Origin of the sequence: Acinetobacter sp. V91_7 (genome assembly GCF_031799075.1) — a bacterium.
GTDB classification, from domain to species: domain Bacteria; phylum Pseudomonadota; class Gammaproteobacteria; order Pseudomonadales; family Moraxellaceae; genus Acinetobacter; species Acinetobacter calcoaceticus.
Genome location: NZ_JAVQNT010000043.1, coordinates 246,026 through 269,925, shown reverse-complemented (window position 1 = coordinate 269,925; position 23,900 = coordinate 246,026). Strand labels below are relative to the sequence as shown.

18 protein-coding genes are annotated in these 23,900 nt (G+C 40.1%); 10 read left to right on the top strand and 8 right to left on the bottom strand.

Features of this window, described 5'->3' with window-relative positions; all coding sequences use genetic code 11:
• The first annotated feature begins 92 nt into the window (after positions 1 to 92).
• From RMB03_RS16135 to RMB03_RS16115, 5 genes are read left to right on the top strand one after another with little or no spacing between them, the layout of a single operon-like run.
• Positions 93 to 1,343, top strand: coding sequence for a dienelactone hydrolase family protein (locus RMB03_RS16135; RefSeq protein WP_311076923.1), 1,251 nt, complete (start codon positions 93 to 95; stop codon positions 1,341 to 1,343).
• A 12-nt stretch (positions 1,344 to 1,355) separates the two neighbouring features.
• Positions 1,356 to 2,141: an SDR family oxidoreductase gene (locus RMB03_RS16130; RefSeq protein ID WP_005047192.1), complete on the top strand. Its 786-nt coding sequence runs from the start codon at positions 1,356 to 1,358 to the stop codon at positions 2,139 to 2,141.
• A gap of 43 nt (positions 2,142 to 2,184) precedes the next feature.
• On the top strand, positions 2,185 to 3,423 hold the full coding sequence (locus RMB03_RS16125; protein WP_311076922.1) for a styrene monooxygenase/indole monooxygenase family protein: 1,239 nt from the start codon (positions 2,185 to 2,187) through the stop codon (positions 3,421 to 3,423).
• Positions 3,424 to 3,451: 28 nt separating this feature from the next.
• The gene (locus tag RMB03_RS16120; protein ID WP_311076921.1) at positions 3,452 to 3,982 is read left to right on the top strand and encodes a flavin reductase family protein; all 531 of its coding nucleotides are present in this window, start codon (positions 3,452 to 3,454) and stop codon (positions 3,980 to 3,982) included.
• 53 nt (positions 3,983 to 4,035) lie between these two features.
• Positions 4,036 to 4,983 carry a transporter gene (locus RMB03_RS16115; RefSeq protein ID WP_311076920.1) on the top strand — a complete coding sequence of 316 codons (948 nt, stop codon included), beginning with the start codon at positions 4,036 to 4,038 and terminating at the stop codon, positions 4,981 to 4,983.
• Between the two features lie 55 nt (positions 4,984 to 5,038).
• Here RMB03_RS16115 and RMB03_RS16110 read toward each other — a convergent pair whose 3' ends face one another.
• The 4 genes from RMB03_RS16110 to antA all read right to left on the bottom strand — a co-directional run bounded on the left by RMB03_RS16110 (position 5,039) and on the right by antA (position 9,513).
• Positions 5,039 to 6,097: an AraC family transcriptional regulator gene (locus RMB03_RS16110; protein ID WP_311076919.1), complete on the bottom strand. Its 1,059-nt coding sequence runs from the start codon at positions 6,095 to 6,097 to the stop codon at positions 5,039 to 5,041.
• A gap of 466 nt (positions 6,098 to 6,563) precedes the next feature.
• Positions 6,564 to 7,598, bottom strand: a complete 1,035-nt coding sequence (antC, locus tag RMB03_RS16105; RefSeq protein ID WP_311076918.1) for an anthranilate 1,2-dioxygenase electron transfer component AntC — start codon at positions 7,596 to 7,598, stop codon at positions 6,564 to 6,566.
• A gap of 5 nt (positions 7,599 to 7,603) precedes the next feature.
• Positions 7,604 to 8,095, bottom strand: coding sequence for an anthranilate 1,2-dioxygenase small subunit (antB, locus tag RMB03_RS16100; protein ID WP_311076917.1), 492 nt, complete (start codon positions 8,093 to 8,095; stop codon positions 7,604 to 7,606).
• Positions 8,096 to 8,097: 2 nt separating this feature from the next.
• Positions 8,098 to 9,513, bottom strand: a complete 1,416-nt coding sequence (gene antA / locus RMB03_RS16095) for an anthranilate 1,2-dioxygenase large subunit (protein WP_311076916.1) — start codon at positions 9,511 to 9,513, stop codon at positions 8,098 to 8,100.
• 222 nt (positions 9,514 to 9,735) lie between these two features.
• On the opposite strand from antA, the gene RMB03_RS16090 reads away from it, so the two are divergent.
• The 4 genes from RMB03_RS16090 (at position 9,736) to RMB03_RS16075 (ending at position 12,366) form a co-directional block, all read left to right on the top strand.
• Positions 9,736 to 10,086 (top strand): LysR family transcriptional regulator, encoded by a 351-nt coding sequence (locus RMB03_RS16090; RefSeq protein ID WP_311076915.1) that lies wholly within the window; start codon positions 9,736 to 9,738, stop codon positions 10,084 to 10,086.
• 180 nt (positions 10,087 to 10,266) lie between these two features.
• On the top strand, positions 10,267 to 11,052 hold the full coding sequence (gene modA / locus RMB03_RS16085) for a molybdate ABC transporter substrate-binding protein (RefSeq protein WP_311076914.1): 786 nt from the start codon (positions 10,267 to 10,269) through the stop codon (positions 11,050 to 11,052).
• Positions 11,049 to 11,741 carry a molybdate ABC transporter permease subunit gene (gene modB, locus RMB03_RS16080; protein WP_311076913.1) on the top strand — a complete coding sequence of 231 codons (693 nt, stop codon included), beginning with the start codon at positions 11,049 to 11,051 and terminating at the stop codon, positions 11,739 to 11,741. Before modA ends, modB begins: the two co-directional genes overlap by 4 nt.
• 4 nt (positions 11,742 to 11,745) lie before the next feature.
• Positions 11,746 to 12,366 carry an ATP-binding cassette domain-containing protein gene (locus tag RMB03_RS16075; RefSeq protein WP_311076912.1) on the top strand — a complete coding sequence of 207 codons (621 nt, stop codon included), beginning with the start codon at positions 11,746 to 11,748 and terminating at the stop codon, positions 12,364 to 12,366.
• A gap of 46 nt (positions 12,367 to 12,412) precedes the next feature.
• On the opposite strand, the gene RMB03_RS16070 is transcribed toward RMB03_RS16075, so the two are convergent.
• Positions 12,413 to 14,017 carry a PepSY-associated TM helix domain-containing protein gene (locus tag RMB03_RS16070; protein WP_311076911.1) on the bottom strand — a complete coding sequence of 535 codons (1,605 nt, stop codon included), beginning with the start codon at positions 14,015 to 14,017 and terminating at the stop codon, positions 12,413 to 12,415.
• Between the two features lie 3 nt (positions 14,018 to 14,020).
• Positions 14,021 to 14,311: a hypothetical protein gene (locus RMB03_RS16065; protein ID WP_311076910.1), complete on the bottom strand. Its 291-nt coding sequence runs from the start codon at positions 14,309 to 14,311 to the stop codon at positions 14,021 to 14,023.
• Positions 14,312 to 14,711: 400 nt separating this feature from the next.
• On the opposite strand from RMB03_RS16065, the gene RMB03_RS16060 reads away from it, so the two are divergent.
• Positions 14,712 to 15,455 (top strand): 4'-phosphopantetheinyl transferase superfamily protein, encoded by a 744-nt coding sequence (locus RMB03_RS16060; RefSeq protein ID WP_311076909.1) that lies wholly within the window; start codon positions 14,712 to 14,714, stop codon positions 15,453 to 15,455.
• Between the two features lie 42 nt (positions 15,456 to 15,497).
• On the opposite strand, the gene entS is transcribed toward RMB03_RS16060, so the two are convergent.
• A complete protein-coding gene (gene entS / locus RMB03_RS16055; RefSeq protein ID WP_311076908.1) occupies positions 15,498 to 16,748 on the bottom strand; it encodes an enterobactin transporter EntS in 1,251 nt (416 codons plus the stop codon).
• Positions 16,745 to 23,896 carry a non-ribosomal peptide synthetase gene (locus RMB03_RS16050; RefSeq protein ID WP_311076907.1) on the bottom strand — a complete coding sequence of 2,384 codons (7,152 nt, stop codon included), beginning with the start codon at positions 23,894 to 23,896 and terminating at the stop codon, positions 16,745 to 16,747. The genes entS and RMB03_RS16050 overlap by 4 nt, the downstream gene beginning before the upstream one ends.
• Between the last annotated feature and the right edge of the window lie 4 nt (positions 23,897 to 23,900).

Here is a 23,900-nt window from a genome sequence, read left to right as displayed (position 1 = left end):
TGCACAGATTGGATAGTGCTTGCAGCTTTTGGACAGTCTAAAAAAATATTCGGATAGAAGATAAGGCCATAACAATGTCAGGAGTTGACACTATGGCTGGTCAAACCGTTCAAATTAAAACTGCATCTGGAAAACAGTTCAGCGCGTATCTAGCAACACCAGAAACAGGAAAGGGGCCAGGGGTGGTACTTTGTCAGGAAATTTTTGGTGTGAATGCAGCCATGCGGGAAAAGGCAGACTTTCTTGCAGAAGAAGGCTATACGGTTTTGGTTCCTGATTTATTTTGGCGTGTAGCACCTAATATCGAATTGGGCTATACCCCAGAAGACTTTCAAAAAGCTTTTGAACTTTATCAGCAATATGACGAAAACCTCGGTGTTGAAGATATTCAAGACAGCTTATCTTTTTTAAAGACTCGACCAGAATGCGACACAACTACAGGCCTTGGTGTGGTGGGCTATTGTTTGGGGGGAAAGCTTGCTTATCTGGCAGGCTGTCGACTTTCTGAAGTGGCATGTGCCGTAGGTTATTATGGTGTAGGTATTGAAAAAGCCTTAGATGAGTTAGCCAACGTAAAAGGGCGCTTAGTTTTACATATTGCAGAACTGGACCAATTTACACCGCCAGATGCGAGACAAGCGATTGTCGATGCAGCCAACCAATATTCAAACGTACAAGCTTATGTTTACGAAGGTGTTGATCATGCTTTTGCACGCCCAAAAAGCAATCATTACCACAAACCTTCAGCGCGCTTTGCCCACGAGCGTACAGTAACAGCTCTACATGAAACGATTGGGCCGAAATATGACCTAGTTGCGCTATGGGAAGAGCATATTCGTCATGAGTTTGATACGCGTGATGTACCAGCAACTATGGCAACGATGGTCGCAGAACCGTATGTCAACCATATTCCTACCTTAACGGGTGGTGTAGGCCACAGCCAGCTTGCCCGTTTTTATCAGTACCATTTTGTTCATCAAAACCCGAAAGATATGAAGATCACGTCTATCTCTCGTACGGTTGGTTCAACGCAAGTGGTGGACGAATTCATTATGAGCTTCACCCACGATGCTGAAATTGACTGGTTATTACCGGGTGTAAAGCCTACTGGTAAATATGTAGAAATTCCAATGCTAGGTGTGATCCAGTTTAGAGGGTCAAAGCTTTGCCATGAGCATATTTATTGGGATCAAGCGTCCGTGCTCGTTCAAATTGGTTTATTAGACCCAACAGGCTTACCAGTTGCAGGCGTTGAGACCGCACGAAAACTTCTTGATGAAGATCTTCCTTCAAATACTTTGATGCCATCTTGGTCAAGTAGCGAAGGCAAGCCAGTCAATTAAGGAGTATCTGCAATGAATATAGATTTAAAAGGGAAAGTTGCGGTGGTGAGCGGTGGAGCAACTTTGATCGGTAAAGCAGTTGTGCAAGCCTTAGTTAGTGCAGGTGCTCATGTCGCTATTTTAGATATTGATGCCAAAGGCAAAGCGATTGCGGAAAGCTTTAACCATGATGTGATGTTTATTCAAACCGATTTAACCAGTGATGCGGCTATTCAACAAGCTGTAGCGGATATTCACCAACATTTAGGTGAAGTGAGCTACTTGGTCAATTTGGCATGTACATATTTAGATGACGGTTTTAAATCCTCACGTCAGGACTGGTTACAAGCACTCGATATTAATTTGGTCTCTACAGTTGAACTGAGCCGTGCTTTTTACAATGACCTAAAAAAGCAGCAAGGTTCAATCGTTAACTTTACTTCCATTTCTGCCAAAGTGGCTCAAACAGGGCGCTGGTTATATCCAGTGTCTAAAGCCGCAATACGTCAACTCACACAAAGCATGGCAATGGATTTTGCCGCCGATGGCATTCGTGTCAACTCAGTTTCACCAGGTTGGACATGGTCTCGTGTGATTGCAGAAGTCAGTGGCAATAACCGTGAAAAAGCCGATAGCGTGGCAGCCGATTATCACTTGCTAGGCCGATTGGGTCATCCCGAAGAAGTCGCCAATGTTGTTTTGTTTTTATTGTCACCTGCTGCGAGTTTTGTCACCGGAGCAGATTATGCGGTCGATGGCGGATATTCAGTAATGGGCCCTGAAGGATCACAGCCCGCTATTCCACGTTTAGCCGAATAGCACAGCGTTTTAAAAGCACATTTAGAAAATTATGGAGAAGATTATGCGCCGTATTGCAATTGTTGGAGCAGGACAGTCTGGTTTACAGCTTGGTTTGGCCTTACTAGATACAGGTTATGAAGTGACAATGATTACCAACCGAACTGCCGATGAAATCCGTCAAGGTAAAGTCATGTCAAGCCAGTGTATGTTTCATACCGCTTTACAAACTGAACGTGACTTAGGTTTAAATTTTTGGGAAGAACAATGTCCAGCAGTGGAAGGCATTGGGCTGGCTTTAGTTAACCCTGAAAATGGTGGTAAAGCATTTGAATGGAGTGCTCGTCTTGAACGCTACGCTCAATCGGTCGATCAACGCGTCAAAATGCCATATTGGATGGAAGAATTTGAACGCCGTGGCGGTCGATTGGTGATTCAGGATGTAGGTATAGAGGAATTAGAACAACTCGCAAACGACTACGAACTTGTATTACTCGCGGCTGGTAAAGGTGAAGTCGTTAAACAGTTTGAGCGTGATGATGCACGCAGTGTCTTTGATAAACCACAGCGCGCTTTGGCATTGACCTATGTCAAAAACATGAAGCCAATTTCGCCATACTCTCGTGTGACTTTTAATATTATTCCCGAAGTTGGCGAATACTTTTCATTTCCAGCACTTACCGTGAATGGGCCTTGCGACATTATGGTGTTTGAAGGTATTCCAAATGGACCAATGGACTGCTGGCAAGATGTCAAAACACCTGAACAGCATCTGCAATGTAGTTTGGATTTACTCAAGAAATTTGTGCCTTGGGAATATGAACGTTGCACAAATGTTGAGCTAACCGATGCAGGCGGATATTTGGCAGGGCGTTTCCCGCCGACAGTACGCAAACCAATTTTGACATTACCTTCTGGCAAGCAAATTTTTGGTATGGCAGATGCATTGGTAGTCAATGACCCGATTACTGGACAGGGCTCAAACAATGCTGCTAAGTGTAGCAAAATCTATTTCGATGCCATTTTAGCCAATGATAATCAAGGTTTTAGCGAACAATGGATGGTTCAAACCTTTGAGCGTTATTGGGCTTATGCAGAAAAAGTGGTGGCTTGGACCAATAGCTTGCTCGTACCTCCACAACCGCATGTCGTTGAGCTATTAGCAGCTGCAAGCCAAAACCAGAGCATTGCTTCCATTATGGCCAATAACTTTGATGACCCTCGTGCCTTTGCTCCTTGGTGGTTTGATGCGGATCAGGCTCAAACATTCATGGCTTTAAAAACCGCAGCAAAAGTGGCTTAAGGGCAAAACAGCAAAGGGAGATATGAAAATGGATACAATTGAAACTCAAGGCTTACAAGCGATTAATGCTGAAAACCCAAGAGAAATCCGTAATTTACTTGGTCAGTTTGCAACTGGGGTTACAGTGATTACAACCCGTGGTAAAGATGGTCGGAAGATAGGAATGACAGCAAACTCTTTTTCCTCATTGTCTTTAGATCCACCATTAATTTTGTGGAGCCTTTCAAAAACAGCGCCAAGTTTGTCTGATTTTGTTGAAGCTGAATATTTTGCCATTCACATGTTGGCACAGGAGCATCATCAGCTTTCTGGGCATTTCGCTCGAGGTGCTGACGATAAATTTGCCGGCATTGCCCATCAGCAATGCAATGCTGGCGTTCCAATTTTATCCGATGCACTCGCAACCTTGGTTTGCCGAAATGTAAATCAGTATGAGGGTGGAGATCACCTGATTTTTATTGGTCAAATTGAACAATACCAACAACGCCAAGGTGAACCATTGGTATTCCACGCAGGAAAGTATCGGATTGCCGCTGAGCATCCAGAATTAGCACATTAATTCACCACAATCACGATCAATCCGGTCGTGATTTTTTTATAGGAAATAAGAAGATGAAAAGCACTTTAATTAAACATGGCTTTTTAGCAGGGACATTGTTGGGTTTGCCTTTGGTTACACATGCCTATGATTTACCGACTGTAAACTTAGGTATGACCAGCTTTCTTGATGGCGGTTTACCCGCAGGACCCGGCTGGTATGCTCAAACCTATTTTCAAAATTACGATAGCAATAAATTGGTTGATCGCGAGGGGCAAAAACTCAGTTTACCTAAAACTGATTTAAATTATCAAGTACTGGTTGAACAGATTAGTTATTTATCGAATGTCCGAGTAAAAGATAAAGCCAGTCTAGGCATGAATTTTTTAATTCCCTTTGTCAGCAAAATGGACATGGATGATGGCTTGAATAATGCTGGAATTAAGGCCCAAAGTGGTTTTGGTGACCTTATGATCGGACCTTTTATTCAGTTCGATCCAGTCATGGGCGCACAAGGGCCGAAGTTTGTGCATCGTTTTGAGTTTCAGGTTAATTTACCTACTGGCGAATATGACCAGCAAAAAGATATTAATCCAAGTAATAACGCCGTTTCATTTGATCCTTATTGGGCTGCAACATATTGGTTTAATCCAAAGTGGACAGCTTCAACGCGTATCCATTATCTTTATAACTTTAAAAATGATGACCCAAGCTATACATTTGCTGGAGCAAATGATATGCAGGCAGGGCAAGCGATTCATGCAAACTTTGCAACGGACTATGCCATTACCGAACAGTTCCGTTTAGGACTAAATGGCTATTGGCTAAAACAAATCACAGATACTGAAGTTGATGGTGAAAAAGTAAAAGGCCGACGTGAACAAGTCTGGGCAATTGGCCCAGGTGCAATGTATAGCTTTTCTAAAAATGATCACCTTGTTGCAAATGCTTATTTTGAGCAAGATGCCCAAAACCGTCCAGAGGGCACACGACTACAAGTTCGCTATGTCCATCATTTCTGAGTCATAAATAAAGCCTTTTATATCAATAAATATAAAAGGCTTTTACCTATTTGTTTTAAGAAAAATTTGAAGTAATTAAGCTTGAACCTTCACTGTAACCAGAACGGCGAGTAGACGAAGGTAACTCACCATAACGGCGTTTGTACTCTTGAGAAAAACGGCCTAAATGGCTAAATCCCCATTTAAATGCGACATCTGTTACTGATAGATTTTCATTATGCATAAGCTCTAAATGAGCTTGTTCAAAACGTAATTCTTTTAGATAAGACATTGGGGTCGTCCCCAAATAATTTTTAAAACCAGTAAATAAGCTTCTTACACTCACGCCTGCATGTTCAGCCAAAATTTCGACGTTAAGTGGCTCATGTAAATGTTCTTTAATATAGGCTTCTGTGCGTTTCACGAAATAAGGAGAGACCGTTTTTTCTTTATAATGATCAACTCTATGTAATGCATTATTAGGTTGACCGTAAATCAGTGCATTAAACAGATTTGACTCAAATTGTTTAAAGGCTAGAGGATGATGAAGCGGATGTTGCTCGCATGCTAAGGCATCCATCAAGGTTCTAACGAGCTGTAAAAAATAGGCTCCACTTTGGGTAGCAAAGTCTAATTTGGGGTCAAAAACGAGTAAGTTGTTTTCTGAATCAGCAATGTGCTGACGGCAATGGTAAGTAAAATCATCCTTTGAAATTTTTAAAATGAGCTGCGGTGAGTTCGCGTGCCAGCGCATACGTAAAGATTGCTGAGGGGAAATAAGAGAAGCAACTTGAGAATAAGAAATAAACTTTTGTGAACCAAACTCGATTTCTGCGTAGCCTTGAGTTGGAATTTGAATTAGGTAAAAGTTATCCAGATGATCTGGTTCAATAATGACATCCGCGCCATATTCCAAGCGACTAATAGACAGGGCACCTGTTTTAACATGGTGCATAGTTGCACTGAAATCTTGCTTCTGTTGTGAGATTTTAAGATCATGCGGTTTAAAAATTTGCCCAACATTTCGGCAGGTTTCGCTTAAATCGTGATGATCAAACACCAAATTATGATTGGTAAAGATAGACTCATTTTGAAAATGTCGTCCACTGAGTTCTGGGGAGTTGGCTTGGTTCATATTTATCCCTTTTGGCTCACTCCTGTATTTACTTGTGTTTCAGAAGCCTTAAAACTTCGCTGTGCAGCAAGTAAATACGGCACTTAAAAAATTAAGTTACTCGCAAATTACAATGAGATATAAGCAAAATACAGACCAATTTAACCGCTAATTAATGTGATTTTCTCAAATTTTTAGTTCGGATCTAGTCCATCAATTTAATACATTCGAGAAAGAGAATATAGGGATATAAAAGGTGCTATAAGTTAATCTCATCGTGATCTTATTCCTTAAGATCTATCAAAATTTATAACAAATCCAAGCGAACTGGTCAATTTATTTTGTCGGAATTTATTATTTTATACTATTGAATATAAAGGTTTTTTTAATTTTTTAAATAAAAATTCAATATACCCCTTACAGAGTATATTGAATCATTTCAGGTTTAGTGGTTTTTAAATTATTTGCACTTAAGCTATTTATATTTTCAACGTGATGTATTGCTCTGTAAAAACTTCTCGCTGTAGATCCGGTAGTTTTGCAGAGCTTGTTCATCTAACCAATTTTTTACGGCTTCAATCATTGGCGGTGGGCCACATAAATACATATCAAAAGCCTGTTCAGCTAGTTGATCTTTATTTAAGTGCTCATGAATATAACCCGCTTTACCTTGCCAAGTTTCCGTTGCCTTAGTCACAATCGGGTGATAGCTAAAGTTTGGAAGCTGTTCTGCGTAGGCATGTAAACGCTGTTGTTCACATAAATCAGTTTCATTATTTACGCCGTAGTACAACTGAACTGCAGGTGAGTTTGGTTGCTCAACTAAGTTATCAAGCATTCCCAAGAAAGCTGATAATCCTGTTCCACCTGCCACAAAAACCAGTGGTCGCTGTACTTCGCGCAAATAGAAACTACCTAGTGGTGCTTCAATGAATAGAGTTTGTCCAACCTGACAGCGATCACGCAAGTAATTGCTCATGACACCGTCTGGCAATAAGCGAATTAAAAATTGCAATTGATTGGTTGCGTTTGGTCTGTTTGCAAAAGAATAAGAACGCCAATCTTCAGTATCTGGAATTTGCAAACGAGCATATTGACCTGGCAAAAACTGAAGTTGTTCAGCATGACTGCTCGCGTCAAGATGCAAAATTGCTGTCGTTTCAGAAACCAGCTCAACCGCGGTAACTTTGGTTTCAATTTTTAAGGTATCGCCAGCATTACAAATGGCAGAATCATGATCGAAATAAAAAGCTGCATCGGATTTCACACGCGTCTGGCAAGCTAACATTTTTCGCTCGGCCAAATCACGTTCACTTAATGCATCTTCATCGACATATTCTTGTTCATAAATTCCTGTTTCACACTGTCCCTGACATGTACCACAAACACCTTCACGGCAGTCTAGCGGTAAGTTAATTCCCTGACGAACTGCTGCATCAAGCAACAATTCGTCGTTATTTACCGAAATGAAAAAGGTTTTGCCATCGGCAAAGTTAAGTGCAATTGAATGTCCCATTTTCATTCCCCTTAAACGTGATAGAAGTCTAAAACGGAATCAATTTTGTCATTCAGCAAAATGCTGTGCTGACGACGAATGCGGAAACCATCTGCTGTTTGACGTAAAAGATAAGTAGCATGTCCGTAAAAACAGCCTTCTAAACCTTGACGGTTATACAGTGTTTGCCATGCAACTTTTGCTTCAATTAGACCATCATCAAGTGTTTTAACTCGAATGTTATTCATGCTGTGTAATGTACGTGGTAATGGCGTTGCAGAAGCTGCTTTTCCTGTACGAATACGGAATACACGGTCTTCAAGCCCTGTACGGTCCGCATAATAAATATAAGACAAGCCCTGATTCGGATCTTGAACATAGTTATGGTCATCAACCCATTGTGGAATATGATATTCACTATCTTCATCGTAAAGTTCTAAATAGGCATCCCAGTCATAAGCATCACAAAGTTCTGCTTTTTTGTACAAAAACTGAGATACAGCAAAATATAGTTCTTGTGACATGGTTACACCTCATCCATTACGGCATTGTTTTCGAAAGTAATATCCTGCATTTTCAGCGCTTTCTTGTTTAAGCCATCGAGCATTAGACGTTGCCAATGTCCATGCTGGTTTACATAGAGTCCTTCGTGGGTAAACTCACGGCCAGTAATGACTGGTTGAATGCCTAAATCTTGTGAGTTTTTGGTCGCGCCATATTCCCAAGACTGACAGCCACGAGAAATATCGCTCCAGCGTTCAAGTCGTGCCTGAAAACCTTTTTGCTGTTCACGGAATTCAACTAGATCATCTGGTGTACCTAGACCTGACACGTTAAAGAAATCTTCGAACTGGCGAATACGGTTACGGCGTGCTTCAACAGATTCACCTTTAACACCAATACACTGACTGATGACTTCAGTTTTATTCCAAGCGACAGGGCGAACAATACGAAGCTGTGAACTAATTTGATCCATAAAGAATAGGCTAGGGTACAAGTTCAAGTTTCTTAAACGATGCATTGCCCATTCAGCATATTTGTCGCCATATTTTTCAACTAAATAAGGCATAACGGTGCTGTAACCCGGACGAACTGTTGGATTCGGCATATCACTAAACAGCACACTATGACCATTTTTAAAGCTGAACCAGCCATCATCAGTCTCGGAGTCACCCGCACCTAACTTGCTATAGTCAAGCGTATCAAGTTCTGCACCTTTTGATGCATTCACTTGTTGGCGATGTTGAACTGTAGAGACATAGTTATAGTGAACAGTACTTACATGGTAGCCATCTAGGCCATTTTCATTTTGTAGCTTCCAGTTACCTGCGAAGGTATAAGATGATTTGCCTTGCAATACTTCGAGTTCGCCTGTTGGTGACTGGTTAACCATTAAATCAAGAAACAGTTTTGTATCGCCCAAAAAGTCTTCTAGTGAATCTGTTGCTTGAGTATCAAGGCTTACAAATACAAATCCACGATAGCTGGCAATACGGCCTTGCTTTAAGCCACGGCTTGATTTATCAAAATCTTCGCAATATTCACTCGGTGCTTTTACTTTGACCAAACGGCCATCTGACTTGTAGCACCATGCGTGGAATGGGCAAGTAAATGTAGATTGGTTGCCTTTAGCAACGCGTGTCAATGTCGCGCCGCGGTGCTCACAAGCATTGACCATGGCGTGTAATTCGCCTTTACCATCACGGCTCACAATAATCGGCTGACGACCAATTTGAACAGTGAGGAAATCATGATTGTTTGGAATTTCACTTTCGTGACATGCATAAATCCAAACCTTTTCAAAAATAAGTTCCATTTCCAAGTCAAATAGTTCAGGCTCGGTAAACATATTGCGTGCGATACGAAACACGCCATCTTTAGGACGGAAGTCGATACATCCATCTACAAAATCATTCCATTGTTTTAAATTAGATGAGGTCATTTGCTCAATCCTATTCATTCAGCTTTTAACTGATTGAACCGCGATTAGGCCTTTACCTCTATCCGTTTTTTCCAGATCTTTATCCACTTTGTGCAGTTTTGATTTTTTAATAAAATTATTTTCAAGGCATTACTGAGAATTCTAAATTTGTATGGTGTCTTATCTTCTTAAACTTCCCTATAATCCTAAAGAGTATAAAGTCAAACCTTGTGAGTTAAGCTTATGAAAGAAAACAAATTAAAATTACAAATCAGAATTCTTTCAGAGCAAAACATTGCATTTGGTCCAGGAAAGGCAGAGTTACTTGAAGCAATTGAGAGAACGGGTTCAATTTCTCAAGCTGCTAAATCTATGAATATGAGTTACCGCCGTGCATGGCAGTTGGTCGATACCATGAATCAGTGCTTTGAAACAGCTTTAGTTGAAACTCAAACGGGTGGAACACATGGCGGTGGGGCAGCAATCACAGCTTTGGGTCAGAAAGTCTTACAACAATACCGGCAAATGGAAGTGAATGCTCGCCAAGCCTTAGAACATGATTATCAAATTATGAGTAGTTATTTAAAGAAATAAGATGAGAAATATTTTATAAATCAAAGAATTTAAGAGCGAATCAGTTTTGCTTAACTATAATTTTTAATTGTTCAGAAAAAATATCTATCTTTATAAATAATTTCTACTTTTCATCGTCTATGCTTATCGCTATATTCTTGGGTATATATCGCTGCAAAAAACGACAAAAAGGTAAACATAATGGTAAGTTATACGAAGATAAAAAAGTTGGCTTTAGCCTGTTCGGTGCTCAGCATAGGATCGGTCTTTAATGTTCCAGCCAAGGCTGAATCGGTTACTGTTTATGCAGCAGCGAGCTTAACGAATGCGATTGGTGATTTAGAAAAAATTTACGAAAAACAGAATAAAGTAGAAGTTAAAACTTCGTATGCAGGTTCATCGACATTAGCTAAACAAATTGAAGCTGGGGCACCAGCCGATATCTTTATTTCAGCCGATACCCAGTGGATGGATTATCTACAAAATAAAAAATTAGTCGCAGCAAATGATCGTTTAAATTTATTAAGTAATCGATTGGTACTGATTACTCCGAAAGGACGATCATTAAAGGTTAAATTGGATAAAACTACCGATCCGAATAAAGTATTTACAGGGAAGATTTGTACAGGGGATACCAAAAGTGTGCCTGTAGGCAAATATGCTAAACAAGCATTTACCAATTTAGGTTGGTGGAGCCGTAGTGAGCCAAAGTTAGTTGAAACAGAAGATGTTCGAGCAGCTCTAAACTTTGTGGCACGTGGTGAATGTCAGGTTGGTATTGTTTATGCAACCGATGCAGCCATTAGTAAAGATGTAACTGTGGTAGGTGTATTTCCAGAAAATACCCATTCGCCAATTATTTATCCAGTAGGGCTTGTCAAAAAGAATTCGAACTCAACAAAATTCTATCAATTTTTACAAAGCAATCAAGCCAAAGCTGTCTTTAAAAAATATGGCTTTAGCGTGTTGACTCAAGCAAAACCATGATGTTTTCTTTAACCCCAGAAGAGCTCAGCGTTCTTCAACTCTCTTGTAAGGTTGCAGCAAGTTGCCTTGTCGTCAGTATTATGCCTGCAATTTTTGTAGGTTGGGTATTGGCGCGTAAAGAGTTTTGGGGTAAGTCATTCATTGAAACATTAGTCTTTTTACCATTAGTACTGCCTCCAGTTGTGCCGGGTTATTTGCTATTACAAGTCTTTGGAAACCGCGGCATTATTGGGCAATACTTAGCACCTTTAGGATTAGAGTTCGCATTTAACTGGAAAGGGGCAGTTCTTGCCTCGGCAGTGATGGGTTTTCCACTTTTGGTGCAATCAATTCGTTTAGCGATTGAGCTAGTCGATCAACGTTTAGAAATGGCAGCAAAGACATTAGGTGCTTCATCTTTAGGGGCATTTTTTCATGTCACGTTGCCACTTGCCAGCAGTGGCATTTTAATTGGTGCCATTTTATGTTTTTGTCGTAGTTTAGGTGAGTTTGGGGCCACCATTACTTTTGTTGGCAATATCTCTGATGAAACAAGAACCTTACCTTTGGCCATGTATAGCCTGATGCAACAACCCGATACTGAGACTGCGATTCAAAGGTTGATTGTCTTATCTTTAAGTGTGGCATTTTTAGCGCTATGGTTTGCACAGTGGTTTCATCGCTATCAAAAAAAGCGTTTAGGACGGTAATGTTATGTTGATTGATTGCCACTTTCAGCTACAAATGGGCCAATTTCTTATTGAACCCAATTTTCAGTCTGATGCTTCAGTCGTTGGGTTATTCGGTGCATCGGGTTCCGGTAAAACTTCAATATTACATGCCATTGCTGGGCTAAATACACCACATAGTGGACTCATTAAAATACAAAACCAAACATGGTTTGATTCCGATCAAAAAATTAATTTGAGCACGCAAAAACGCCATGTTGGACTGGTTTTTCAAGATGCACAGCTTTTTCCGCATAAAACGGTAAAGCAAAACTTATTATTTGGTCTTAAACATCTTGCACACCAAGAACGTCATTTTGAAGCTGATTACATTATTGAATTATTAAAGTTAGAACACTTGCTAGAACGTATGCCAATCAAGCTCTCAGGTGGTGAAAAACAGCGAGTAGCACTCGGACGGGCACTGTTGTATTCACCTAAGCTGTTATTACTTGATGAGCCTTTATCAGCACTAGATGCCGCACATAAAGCTGAAATTATTCCTTTTTTTCAAAAAGTAAAACAGGAAATAAAAATTCCCATGCTTTATGTGAGTCATGATATTCAAGAAATTAAACAACTGACCGAAACAATGTGGATTTTATAATTTTTCATATTTCACACATTATTTCGGTCTTGTCGATTTATGGTTGTTAGCTAGCCCATAAACTGCCAGTTGGAGCAGATTTTCGGCGATCTTGGGCTTGTTGATAAAAACGCCAGAAAGCGAAAGCAAAAATGACAGCCAAGAAATCAACCAGCAAAATTTCTCCGCCATGTACCCATAAGCCACTTTGTGGAATGAAGTGGGCTACAAGAGATGTAAGCGGAATCGCAAATAACACCAAAACCAAGATTAACAGCAGTTGTGGTAAAGCTTTTGCATAACCAATGGCAAAGGTGTAAATCAAAGTCAGTAGGAAAATTGCATAATAACCATACATAAAAAGGTGATTCATACTTTCAATATTGAATGCTGCGAAAAGCCAACGACTGGCCAACATTGTGCCCACTACAGCTAAAACACATCCTAAGCATGCACCAATAGTTAAATTCGCAAGGAACACCACATCTTTACGTTGAACAGGAACAGGGTCTTCAGCACGCTTTTGCTTACGTGCACGAGTTTCAACCCAAAGAATATTACCTGTATAAAATAAGAAAGCACCGCCAACACCTAAAACAAAATAGATCCAACGTACGCCTGTACCACCAAAACTCCCAAAATGTAGGCTAAACATTGCATTGATTAACTTATTACCAGCATCAGTCTGCGTATTAATACCTTTATGATTAAAGTGCTCAACCGCGTAAGGGTTCATACGCATAAAGTCTTGATTCGCACCGCGTAACATCTGATCTGAACTATAGAGGGCAATTCGTGCATTGGCTTTTTCGGGTTTATCTAAGCCACTGAACTGGATATAGTCAACTGAATATTCAGGCGCAACTTTTTTGGCTTGAGCTAATATTTGATGCACATCGATCTGTGTCTGTTTAGGCTGAATAAGTGCAGGAGGCGAACGTTGAAAAACAGGCTGTCCTTTGAGTGCAAGTTGTCCAATTGCATCATAAAAAAAGTCATGAAAAGCAAAGACAATTACGCTAATACTAATAGTGATGTGGAACGGTAAGCTCGTAATTCCAATTACGTTATGCGCATCTAACCAAAAGCGCTTTTTATTCTTGCCAGGGCGAATAACAAAGTAATCTTTCACTAATGTTGGTAAAAGTATAATTACGCCCGAAAGCAGAGCAAGAAAATATAAAATCGAAACCACACCCATCACATAGAGCCCCAATCCGTGATGGCCTGCCATGCCCGGAATTCCTGCGGTTTCATGTAGCTGTTCTATCAGCCAACCTGCTTTAGATAAGTTTTCTTGAGCAACGATTAACTGACCTTTTTCATCTAAGCTGGCCATCCACGTGGTCTGACCAGTATTAAAACCATCTCCACGTTCATGTTCACTCCATGTAATGGGCGCATAGTGAAATTCATTCGACGATAAATTCAGTGTGAAGTTCTTTTGTGCAGCAGGATAGGCAGCCTGTACTTTCTGACTAAGCTCATTATATTGGTCGGGTGAGACTTTAGGTAAAACTTGCTGCGTTGGCGTAGCCCACTTACTAATATGGTGCTGAAACATGCTGAGGCCGCCAGCAAAAAAGCAGATAAAAAGTAAAATCCCTGCACATACACCCACCCAAGTATGCATGCTTTTTGCAAGTTTCATGATGTCTGAACGTACTTTCATTGTTTAATCCCGAATTAGAAACACAAAGCTATAAGCCAGTACGTTGGTAACAAATAAATAAACCATTGCTTGTCTTCCTGTCACAAAGAAATAGGTGCCAAACATAATTGGCATCCAAACCCAAGGAACACTCCACATGCCTAATTGGGCCAAAAGATCCATCGAAATATAAGGCTGACCCAATAAAACAATCAGGTTGCCAAAAGCAATGGCAAGGCTTAACCCTAGAACACCACCAGCAAAGGTTTTACTCCACCAGTCTGGCTGAATAGGAGACTGAATTTTAGCTTTCATGAAACCAGTTTCCTTTTAAAAAGCGCCATAAAAGGAAGGAACGACCATGCAAAAATGATAAGCATGAACCAACAAAAAGTGGCAACAACTTTGGGTAAGCTGGCAAAGAGTGCAATTAATCCAACGACTAAAAACAATAGGCCTAAATACTTAAATAGGGTGGGAAGATGTTGAGATAACAGGTTTTGGTTGCTATGACTACAATAGACACTGACCGCTCCCAACAGGGTCAAAAAAAGTCCTATAAGTTTCATGATCAATATTTTTAAATAAATTAAGGGGAAAATTTATCCAATAGTATAAGTAAATAATAATTATTATCAAATGATAAATATAATTATTTATCGATGTATTGCCATGCGATAAGATAGGAGATAACTCGTTAAAAATTCTTTATTTGATGTCAAATGCTGTAAGTGATTATTTATATATTCCTGAGTCTCTTTGTGGGTTGATTTTCGAAATTTCTAAACCAATTTTATTTAAAATGCCGTTCTATTGTTATGGTTTAGACTTATCAAAAACACTGCATTTGCATATAGACCAACAATTAGACCATCCCCAAAAAATTGCTCAAGCGCATCCTAAACGCCAACATGAGTATTTATGTGGAAGGATATTGGCTCAAGCTGTTTTAAAGCATCATTTAGATTTAGATCAACCACTAACATCTATGCACGAACATTTGCCCGTCTGGCCACCCCATGTTTTGGGTAGTATTAGTCATTCACAAAATAAGTTGATCGTTGCGCTATCCGACAAAGCCGGCTATTTAGGAATTGATATCGAGCATTGGGTGACCCCAGAATTTGCTCAAGAAAGCGCACATCTTATTTTAACGCCTTCTGAACTTGAACTTTGGAAGGTTAAAGCCTCTGAGTTTTTTGATTTTTCTCAATTTGTGAGCTTAATTTTTTCTGTTAAAGAAAGCTTATATAAAGCTGTATATCCTATAGCTAAACAATACATCGACTTTTTAGAAGCTTTTGTAGTGGATATTGATTTTGAAAACCAAACATTAACTTTGGCTTTTACATCAGAAATACGAAATCGACATCAACTCTTAGAACACTATCAAGGCGGCTGGAAAGAGGAACAAGACTGTATTTTGACTTGGGTTTTTAAAGTTAATAGATCTGCTTAAAAACAAAAGAAGGCAACGAATTGCCTTCTTTTAAATTATGGCTTAATTTTCTTGTAATTTAGGATCTTGGAATCCTGTTTCACGCATATCTTGAGAATTGAATAAGAACATAAATCCTACCGCAAAACTTAATATGCCGAAGAAGAGAATGCTTCCTGATATTGGTAAAAACCGCGTTAAAAGTCCTAAAGTTGTGGTGGCAATCGAATCTCCCAAAGCATCTTGAGCAAGCCAGATTGCATTAATACGTCCTAAATATTCATCAGGCGTATGTCCTTGCACAATGCTGTATTGAAGCAAGTTGGCAATCGACATCAAATATCCGAAAACACATAAAATTGGCAAAGTTACGATTAACCATGGTGAAAGCCCAATCATAATCATGCAACTAAAGACACCTAAACACGTGTAGAGCATGACTAAGCCTGGTCGGAGTAACCGTGTTGTCCATCCACTGAGTAAGGCACCTAAAGTCGAACCTAAAGGCACTGCTGAATACATAAGACCGAGCTCAAATGCACCGCCGTGAAAGATTTCATCTGCCATTTGCGGAAAAATAATGCGAATAGCACTGCTAAAGCTAAGCAATGTTCCAATTAAAATCGTGCTGCCAACCACTTTGTTTTTAAAAACGAATTTAAACCCTTGGACTAATTGACGAAGAGGACTCTCACCATTAGCTGTATGTTGTGGTTTAAGCGCAGGTAGCCCCATCAATAAAAACACGGTGAGTAAAGTACCCACCGTTGAGACCCAATACACGGTTGCAACGCCACTGAACGCAATTAAAATACCGCCGATTGCTGGTGAAATAACGGTAGCAAGTCGTACGGATACCATACTGATCGCACGGGCTTGTACAATATTTTCGCGCCCTACAATCACAGGCATGATCGCCATCATTGCGGTTACACCCAAAGCACCAAAAAAACCGTCCCATGCTGAGAGGAAATAAATAGCATAGAGCGAAGGCTGCTCAAACATGGCATTGATCGCAAGCCCCGCAAAGCCTAAACCACAAACGCTGCGTGCTAGTAAAATCAGCCATTTTCGATCTTTGCGATCTGAGAACAAACCACCGAGTAACAGACCAATAAACATCGCAACGCCTTCAAAGGCCATTGCAACAGCAACATTTAACGAACTACCAGTTAAGTCATAGACTTGTTTGGGAATGGCAACCACGAGCATGCCAATGGTTAGTAATGATAGCGTGCGGGCAATAAATACATGTCGAAAATGAGCATTACTTTTTAAAAGACTGAAATCGGTCAATATTGATTTAAAACTCATGGCATTTGCTCCTCTAAGCCGCGCGCCTGACAAATCATGCGATTTAAAATTGGGCCAAGGGTTTGAAGCTGCTGCGGAGATAATAAATCGGTATGGTCTGCATCACTTATTCGAACAATATTGAGCTTTTTAACTAAAGGCGACCATTGTTGTTCTGGTTGGATATACGTTAGTAGGTCTTTTTCAGCAACAACCAAGTGTAGCTCACCGTTAAAACGTGGCATTTTATAAGGTTTTAGTAAACGTACTGCATCACGATAGTTTGCAAAAATATCCTCTTGTAAACGGCGAGTTTCTTCATTTAGTGCAGTGTCTGCATCGGCTAAAATATCATTGAAGAATTGAAGCTGTTCCTGTTCAGCTTCAGCATTCATTTCTTCTACAGATAAATCTAACCACTGATGAATTTCGGCAGGGTAAGTGTCTAACAAGCCCAGAAAATCAACTTTTTCACCTTGTTCAGTTAACTTTGCTGCAACCGCATAGGCTACAGTGCCACCAAGTGAATAACCTAATAAGGTATAAGGTCCTGTTGGTTGTTGCTTACGAATAATTTCAAGTTGTTTTTCAACCAGCTCATCCATATCAGCGCTATTTGCCAATAGACCATCAGGTCGAGGTGACTGCAACCCGATAATTGGTAAGTCAGAATGTAGATAACGATTCAGCACAGTATATTGCCATGCTGAACCAGAGCCGGGGAAGAAACAGAACAATGGATGCCCAGAGCCAGAACGGATTGGTAAAACAGGTTGCATACCAGTTTGTTCAACTTCTTCCAAACGTTCTTGTGTAAGAAGCAAAGCCGCTAAACGCTGAATAGTCACATGACTCATTAACTGACCAATTGGAATGGTCCGCTTAAATACTTTTCGGATTTCAATTGCAAGCTTCATGACCAAAATGGAATGTCCACCAATGGCAAAGAAATCTTCGTTCACACCAATATTTTGATCCGTATTTAAAATACGCTGGAAAATACGTGTCAGTTCATGTTCAAAGGCAGTTGAGGCATACTGTTTTTCTGTATTTGAAGTATCAAGTTGTGGTCGTGGTAATGCTTTACGGTCCAGCTTGCCATTATGACTTAATGGGAATTGCTCGACCAACATATAGTGTGTCGGCACCATATATGCAGGAAGCTGTTTCACTAATTGTTTCTTTAACTGCTCAATATCCACAGGTTCAGTTGTCTGCAAGTAAGCAACCAACTGAATATCAGCTTTATTTTGTTCAAAAGAAATAGGATGTACAACTACATCAACACCGCTGATTAAGCTTAATTGTTGTTCAATTTCACCCAGTTCAATACGTTGCCCACGTATCTTTAACTGGTCATCAGCACGGCCTATATATTGAATACTGCCGTCTGCATGCCATCGGGCAATATCACCAGTGCGATACATTCTTTGACCTGCGACAAACGGGTTTGCCACAAAACGAGTTGCTGTTAAGTCCGCTCGATGCAAATAACCCATGGCGAGTTGGTGACCTGCTAAATAAAGCTCACCGTCCACCCCAACAGGAACAGGGCGTAAATATTGATCTAAAATATAAAGCTGCGTATTCCAGACCGGATAACCAATTGCAACGCTACTTTCTTCAGGATGTAATCCCAACGTTGCATCCATATAACTCACATCTACCGCAGCTTCCGTTGGGCCATATAAGTTATGTAGCTCACAGCTAAAGTGTTGGGTAAATGATTTTGCTAAAGCCGTTGGTAAAGCCTCACCACTACAGAACACTCGGCGAATTGGCAAACTTTGTCTTTGAGCAAGTGACAAAATTGCTGTAGCAGCATTTTCAAAGACAGCCAGCATTGATGGTACAAAATGTAATGTGGTTACCTGATATTTTTGAATGAGATTTAATAATGCCAATGGGTCACGGTGTGCGTCCACAGGTGCCATAGCTAATCGAGCGCCGACCAGATACGACCAGAAAAATTCCCATACAGAAACGTCAAAAGTACATGGCGTTTTTTGCAGAATCGTATCGGCTGCTGAGAGTGGATACTCTGATTGCATCCATAAAATACGGTTCACAATGGCTTGGTGAGAAACCATGACACCTTTTGGTTGGCCAGTTGTACCAGAGGTATAGACTAAATATGCCGGATGTTGTGGGGTAATGACTGTAGTTTTATAGCTGCTTAAATCAACTTTTGTTTCATCAAATAATTCATTAAAAGCAAAGGTGGCTATTGATGGTTGAGTAATAGCAGCTAGATCTTTTTGTTCACCAATCACAAGTTTAGATTTGGCATCCTGCAACATAAATTTGATGCGTTCAGACGGATGTTGTAAATCGAGTGGCAAGTACGCTGCACCTGCTTCAACCACCGCTAAAATAGCAATACTCAGTTTGACCGACCTTGGTAGGGCAACGGCAACAATATCTCCAGCCTGTACACCTGCAAGTTGCAATTGCTGTGCTAAAGCACAAACTTGTAATCGGATTTCACTAAAACTGAGCTGATGAGTTTCATCACATAACGCCGTTTGTTCAGGAGTAATTCGAGCTTGCTCTCTGAGTAATTGCTGTAATGTTGTTGGACGAACATAATATTGAGTTTGATTCGTTCTTTGGATTAAATCGCGCTCTTCGGCCAGTTGTAAGCGATAGTGACCTAGAGAAGCCTCTGGTTCATTTAATGCAATTTCAATAAATTGAACCATTCGCTCTAGGAAATGTTCAGGCTGATCGATTACACCACGCTGTTCGAGTAATAGCTCAATTTGATGATCAGGGATAACTAACAAAGCAAGCGGGTAATGGCTATAACCACGATTTGTGAGCTTTGAAATCGCAGCATCGCCAAGTTTCTGCTGTAAATATTGGTTATCTGGGTAGTTTTCTACGACTAACAAACTATCAAAAAGATTGCCTTGAGCCATTAATTGCTGAATTGCACCCAGTCCTAAACCATCATGTTCTAAATGTTCAACATGCACTTGCTGTAACTGAGCTAATTGTTCCCAAAGTGTTTGCTGCATGTTCAACTGTACGCGTACTGGAATCGTATTTAAAAACAATCCAATCTGCTGCTCTAAGCCATTGATTGGCGCTGAACGCCCAGAAACAGGTGTGCCAAACACAATGTCTTCACGATGAGCATAAATATTTAAAGTCATTGCCCAAATCATTTGCATAAAGACATTTAGCGTGATGCCTTGTTGGCGTAATTTGTGTTGAAGTTTCGCACCCAACTCAGCACTTAAACGATATGAAGTTTCCTGTACAGCTTGCTGTGGTTGATTAAATAAAATAAGTGGCTGCAAATCGGCTAAATCACGTTGCCATATTACTTTTGACGTTTCATGGTCACGTCCAGATAAGGCTTTAATCACTGTTTCATAGCTATGTTTAAGCGCAGGCAGTTGTTGATTAGTTTGCTGGTAGGCTTTAATAAAGTCTTGTAAGAACAGTGGAGTTGACCAGCCATCAGTTAGCAAGTGATGCACCATAATCAATAGTTCTGATTGTTCAGGAGCATGTTGAATTAAAGCTGCCCGAATCAGACCATAGGGTTGGTCAAGGTGAATCGGTTGTTGTAATACCTCTTGAATGGTTTGCTCAAGCAAATCGGGAGTGACCGAACAAAACTGAACTGGCCAAGCTTGAGTAGGGTGTAATGAATAGATAAAAACAGGTTCTTCAGCTAATTCGCTATCAAAATGTCCACCTAATTGAGGGTGACGTTTTAGTACGGCAATCAGCGCTTGCTGCAAACGTACCGGATCAATGTCTCCATTTAAGCTAAGACGAGTAAAGGCATTATAATTCGATTTTTTTTCTACTTGAGACAAGAACAGCATACCTTTTTGTAAAGGAAGCAAAGGTAAAATTGTGCTGTTTTTTCCATATTTTTCTTGAACTTTTTGTTCTAGGTCTGCTGAAAATAAAGGTTTTGAAATAGCCGTTTGTTGCTCATCTAAACGTGTCAGATGGGGTACCAGAGCAGCAACTGTTTTGAATTGGAATACATCACTTGGTCTTAAGCTGTAGCCATGCTGCCGTAGTTGAGTACACACCATGATGGCAGAAATGCTATCACCACCTGTCATAAAGAAGTCGTCATCAATCCCAATAGAATCTAGTTTCAGCACAGATTCGACAATCTGACATAAAAGCTTCTGTTCTGGTGTTTCTGCCATACGACTATGACTGCGAACCTTCGGACGCGGTAGGGCTTTTTTATCAACTTTACCACTTACATTTCGGGGAAATTCAGCCATGACTGTGAGGGCTGAAGGCACCATATATTCAGGTAAATTTTGACGTAACTGACTTAAATATTGTTGACTTAACTGCTCACTTATTTTTTCATCGAGTTCGATGTCTTTGACAACACAGTAACCGAGCAAACGATGGCTGTTATTAATTGGCTCTGCAATGACGACAACACTTTCAATATTTGGTAAAACGGAAAGCGCATTTTCTACTTCACCAATTTCAACCCGATAACCACGAATTTTAATTTGGTCATCGCAACGCCCCATAAACTCAAGCTTGCCAGCCGTATTCCAACGTACTAAATCACCCGTACGATACATGCGCTGTCCATGTTCAAATGGATTGGCAACAAAGCGGGCAGCACTCAAGTCAGCACGACCTAAATAACCATTAGCAATACCAAAGCCAGAAATATAAAGCTCACCAATCACGCCAGTCGGGCATCGTTGCAAGTGACGATCTAATACATAAGCCTGCGTATTACCAATCGGGTTACCAATGACTGGACGTGATGTGTGCTTTAATTCTGCACGGAAAGTATCAACCGTATATTCTGTTGGGCCATATAAGTTATGTGCAAAAAGCTCTGGCTGAGCATTAAGCTGTTGCCATAAAGCTAAAGGCGCAGCTTCACCACCAATCAAAATCAGACTTGGGTGATGCTGACCATCTGCAAATAAACCATTGGTAATCATTTGCGCGCAAAAAGACGGCGGTAAATCTAATGTATCGATTTGTCGTTGCTGAATTTCCTGAACTAAGTCAAATGCATCGCGGCGCATGTTTTCATCAAAAATATGCAGCTCTTGTCCCCCTAACATCCAGAAAACTTGCAACCAAGAAGAGTCAAATGAGAAAGAGTGTGTATGCGCTGCACGTAACGGACGGTTAGGGAAACGCTGATTTACAGCTTCTAATACAGGCCAATAAATTGTAGGTTTATGCGATAAAATCAGGTTGAGTAAAGAACCATGTGTGTTCATTACCCCTTTAGGACGCCCCGTACTTCCTGAGGTAAAAATTACATAAGCAACATCTTGGAAATCAAATTTGCGATTTTCGGCGGGAATATCACTCGCATCTTGCTTCTGAATTTGTGTTTGAACATCTTCATGATCAAGATATAACTGCTGAATATTTTGAGGCAATTGGATTGAAAGAGCCTGCGTTGTAAGAACAAACAATGGGTTGGCATCTTCACACATCATTTGCATACGATCGATTGGGTAATCTAAATCGAGTGGTAAGAAGCTTGCACCCGAATTTAATACCGATAGCATCACAACAACTGAATCGATAGAACGGGGAATAGCACCAGCAATAACTGTGTGTTTCTTTGCGCCATTTTCTTGTAAAAAACGGGTAAGTTGGTTCACCCGAATTGCAAGTTCAGAAAAACTAAGTTGTTGTAGATGCGGACGTTCACCACTAATAATTGCAATACGTTCCGGATACTTTTGAACTTGTTCATAAAAAATATCTAGAACATTATTATATTGTTCAGGATGGTTAACGCGAGGACCTATACCGCTTTTTGTGAGCGCACTAAGTTCTTGTTGTGTAGTAATATTAAAACTGCTACATGGGTGCTCTGGTTGTAATAAAGTCTGCTCTAATAGCAGCGTTATACGCTGACCATGCATGAGTAACTCATCTTGAGTATAACGCTGCGCATCTGCACGTAATTCGATAATGAGTTCATGATCTTGAACAATAAAAGAAAACTCAAAATCATCAATTGGTCCTGTGGAAATATGATGTGTTTTGACCTTTTCACCATCTAACACCAAGTCTTGATCAAAAGCTTTATAATTTAAAATTGGACCATACATCCGTTCATGAATGTCGATACTGTTTAAATCTCTTAAAATTTGTTCAGCATCGTATTTTTGATGTGGTCGAACTTGTTGTAATTGTTTTTGAACATGTTGAGCCAAACTCACCCAACTGTCTTTTTCAGCAACATTAAACTTCACAGGCAGTACATTTACTGTGGGTAATGTTGAGCGAATCGCCTTTGAGCCTAAACGGCGCATAAATGGAATGCCATTAACCAATTCGGCTTTATCTGTCATTTTGTAAATATAATGTAATGACAATGACATCATCATGTCATTCAAAGCTAATTTAGATTGCGCAGCTAAAGCCTGAATTTGCTCTAAAATTCCTGTAGAAAAGCGCAGCTGATGCTTAACAAATTGGGCTGTTGTTTTCGAGGCTAAGTGGTGTGTACTTAAACTAATAGGACTAGGTAAGTCTTCACAGTAAGCCTTCCAAAAAGCTTGGTCTATCTTAAATTGATGGCTATTTTCATAAGCCTGACGCTCTAAGATGACATCATTAACATCAATAAAAGGTGAAGAACTAAGGTCTTTTCCAGCTTGTAATTGTTGATATAACTCAACAATTCGTTTTGTGAGGTTAATCATGCTAAAACCATCAAGCATGATGTGATGATAGCGTTGATACCAATACACTTTGTCATGTGTAGTAAACAGTACTTGACGGAAGAGTTGAGATTCACCAGCTTTAAGCGATTTAGCACATTGACGGTCAGATGGCATCCAATCCCATAAGCGCTGCTGAGCTTTTTGAGGGGTTAAATGGCAAAAATCAAATTCTTCGATTCGAATCTGTACTTGGTTATTAAGCTCAATAAATGGTTCTGCCGGATCCGATGAATATGAAGCAATCACTGTGTCAGCTTCATTTAAACCCATTTGAATTGCTTGCTTAAATATTGAAATATCAATAGATTTTGGTAATTCCAAGCAATGAGCAATCGTATATAAATCTTCAATAGAACTTAAGTGATCGGCCAGAAAAATACCGAGCTGGGTAGAGGCCAATTCAAAACGAGCTGGTTGTGAAATATCGGAAGTAAATTCATTATTTAATGCCTGATTCATGACA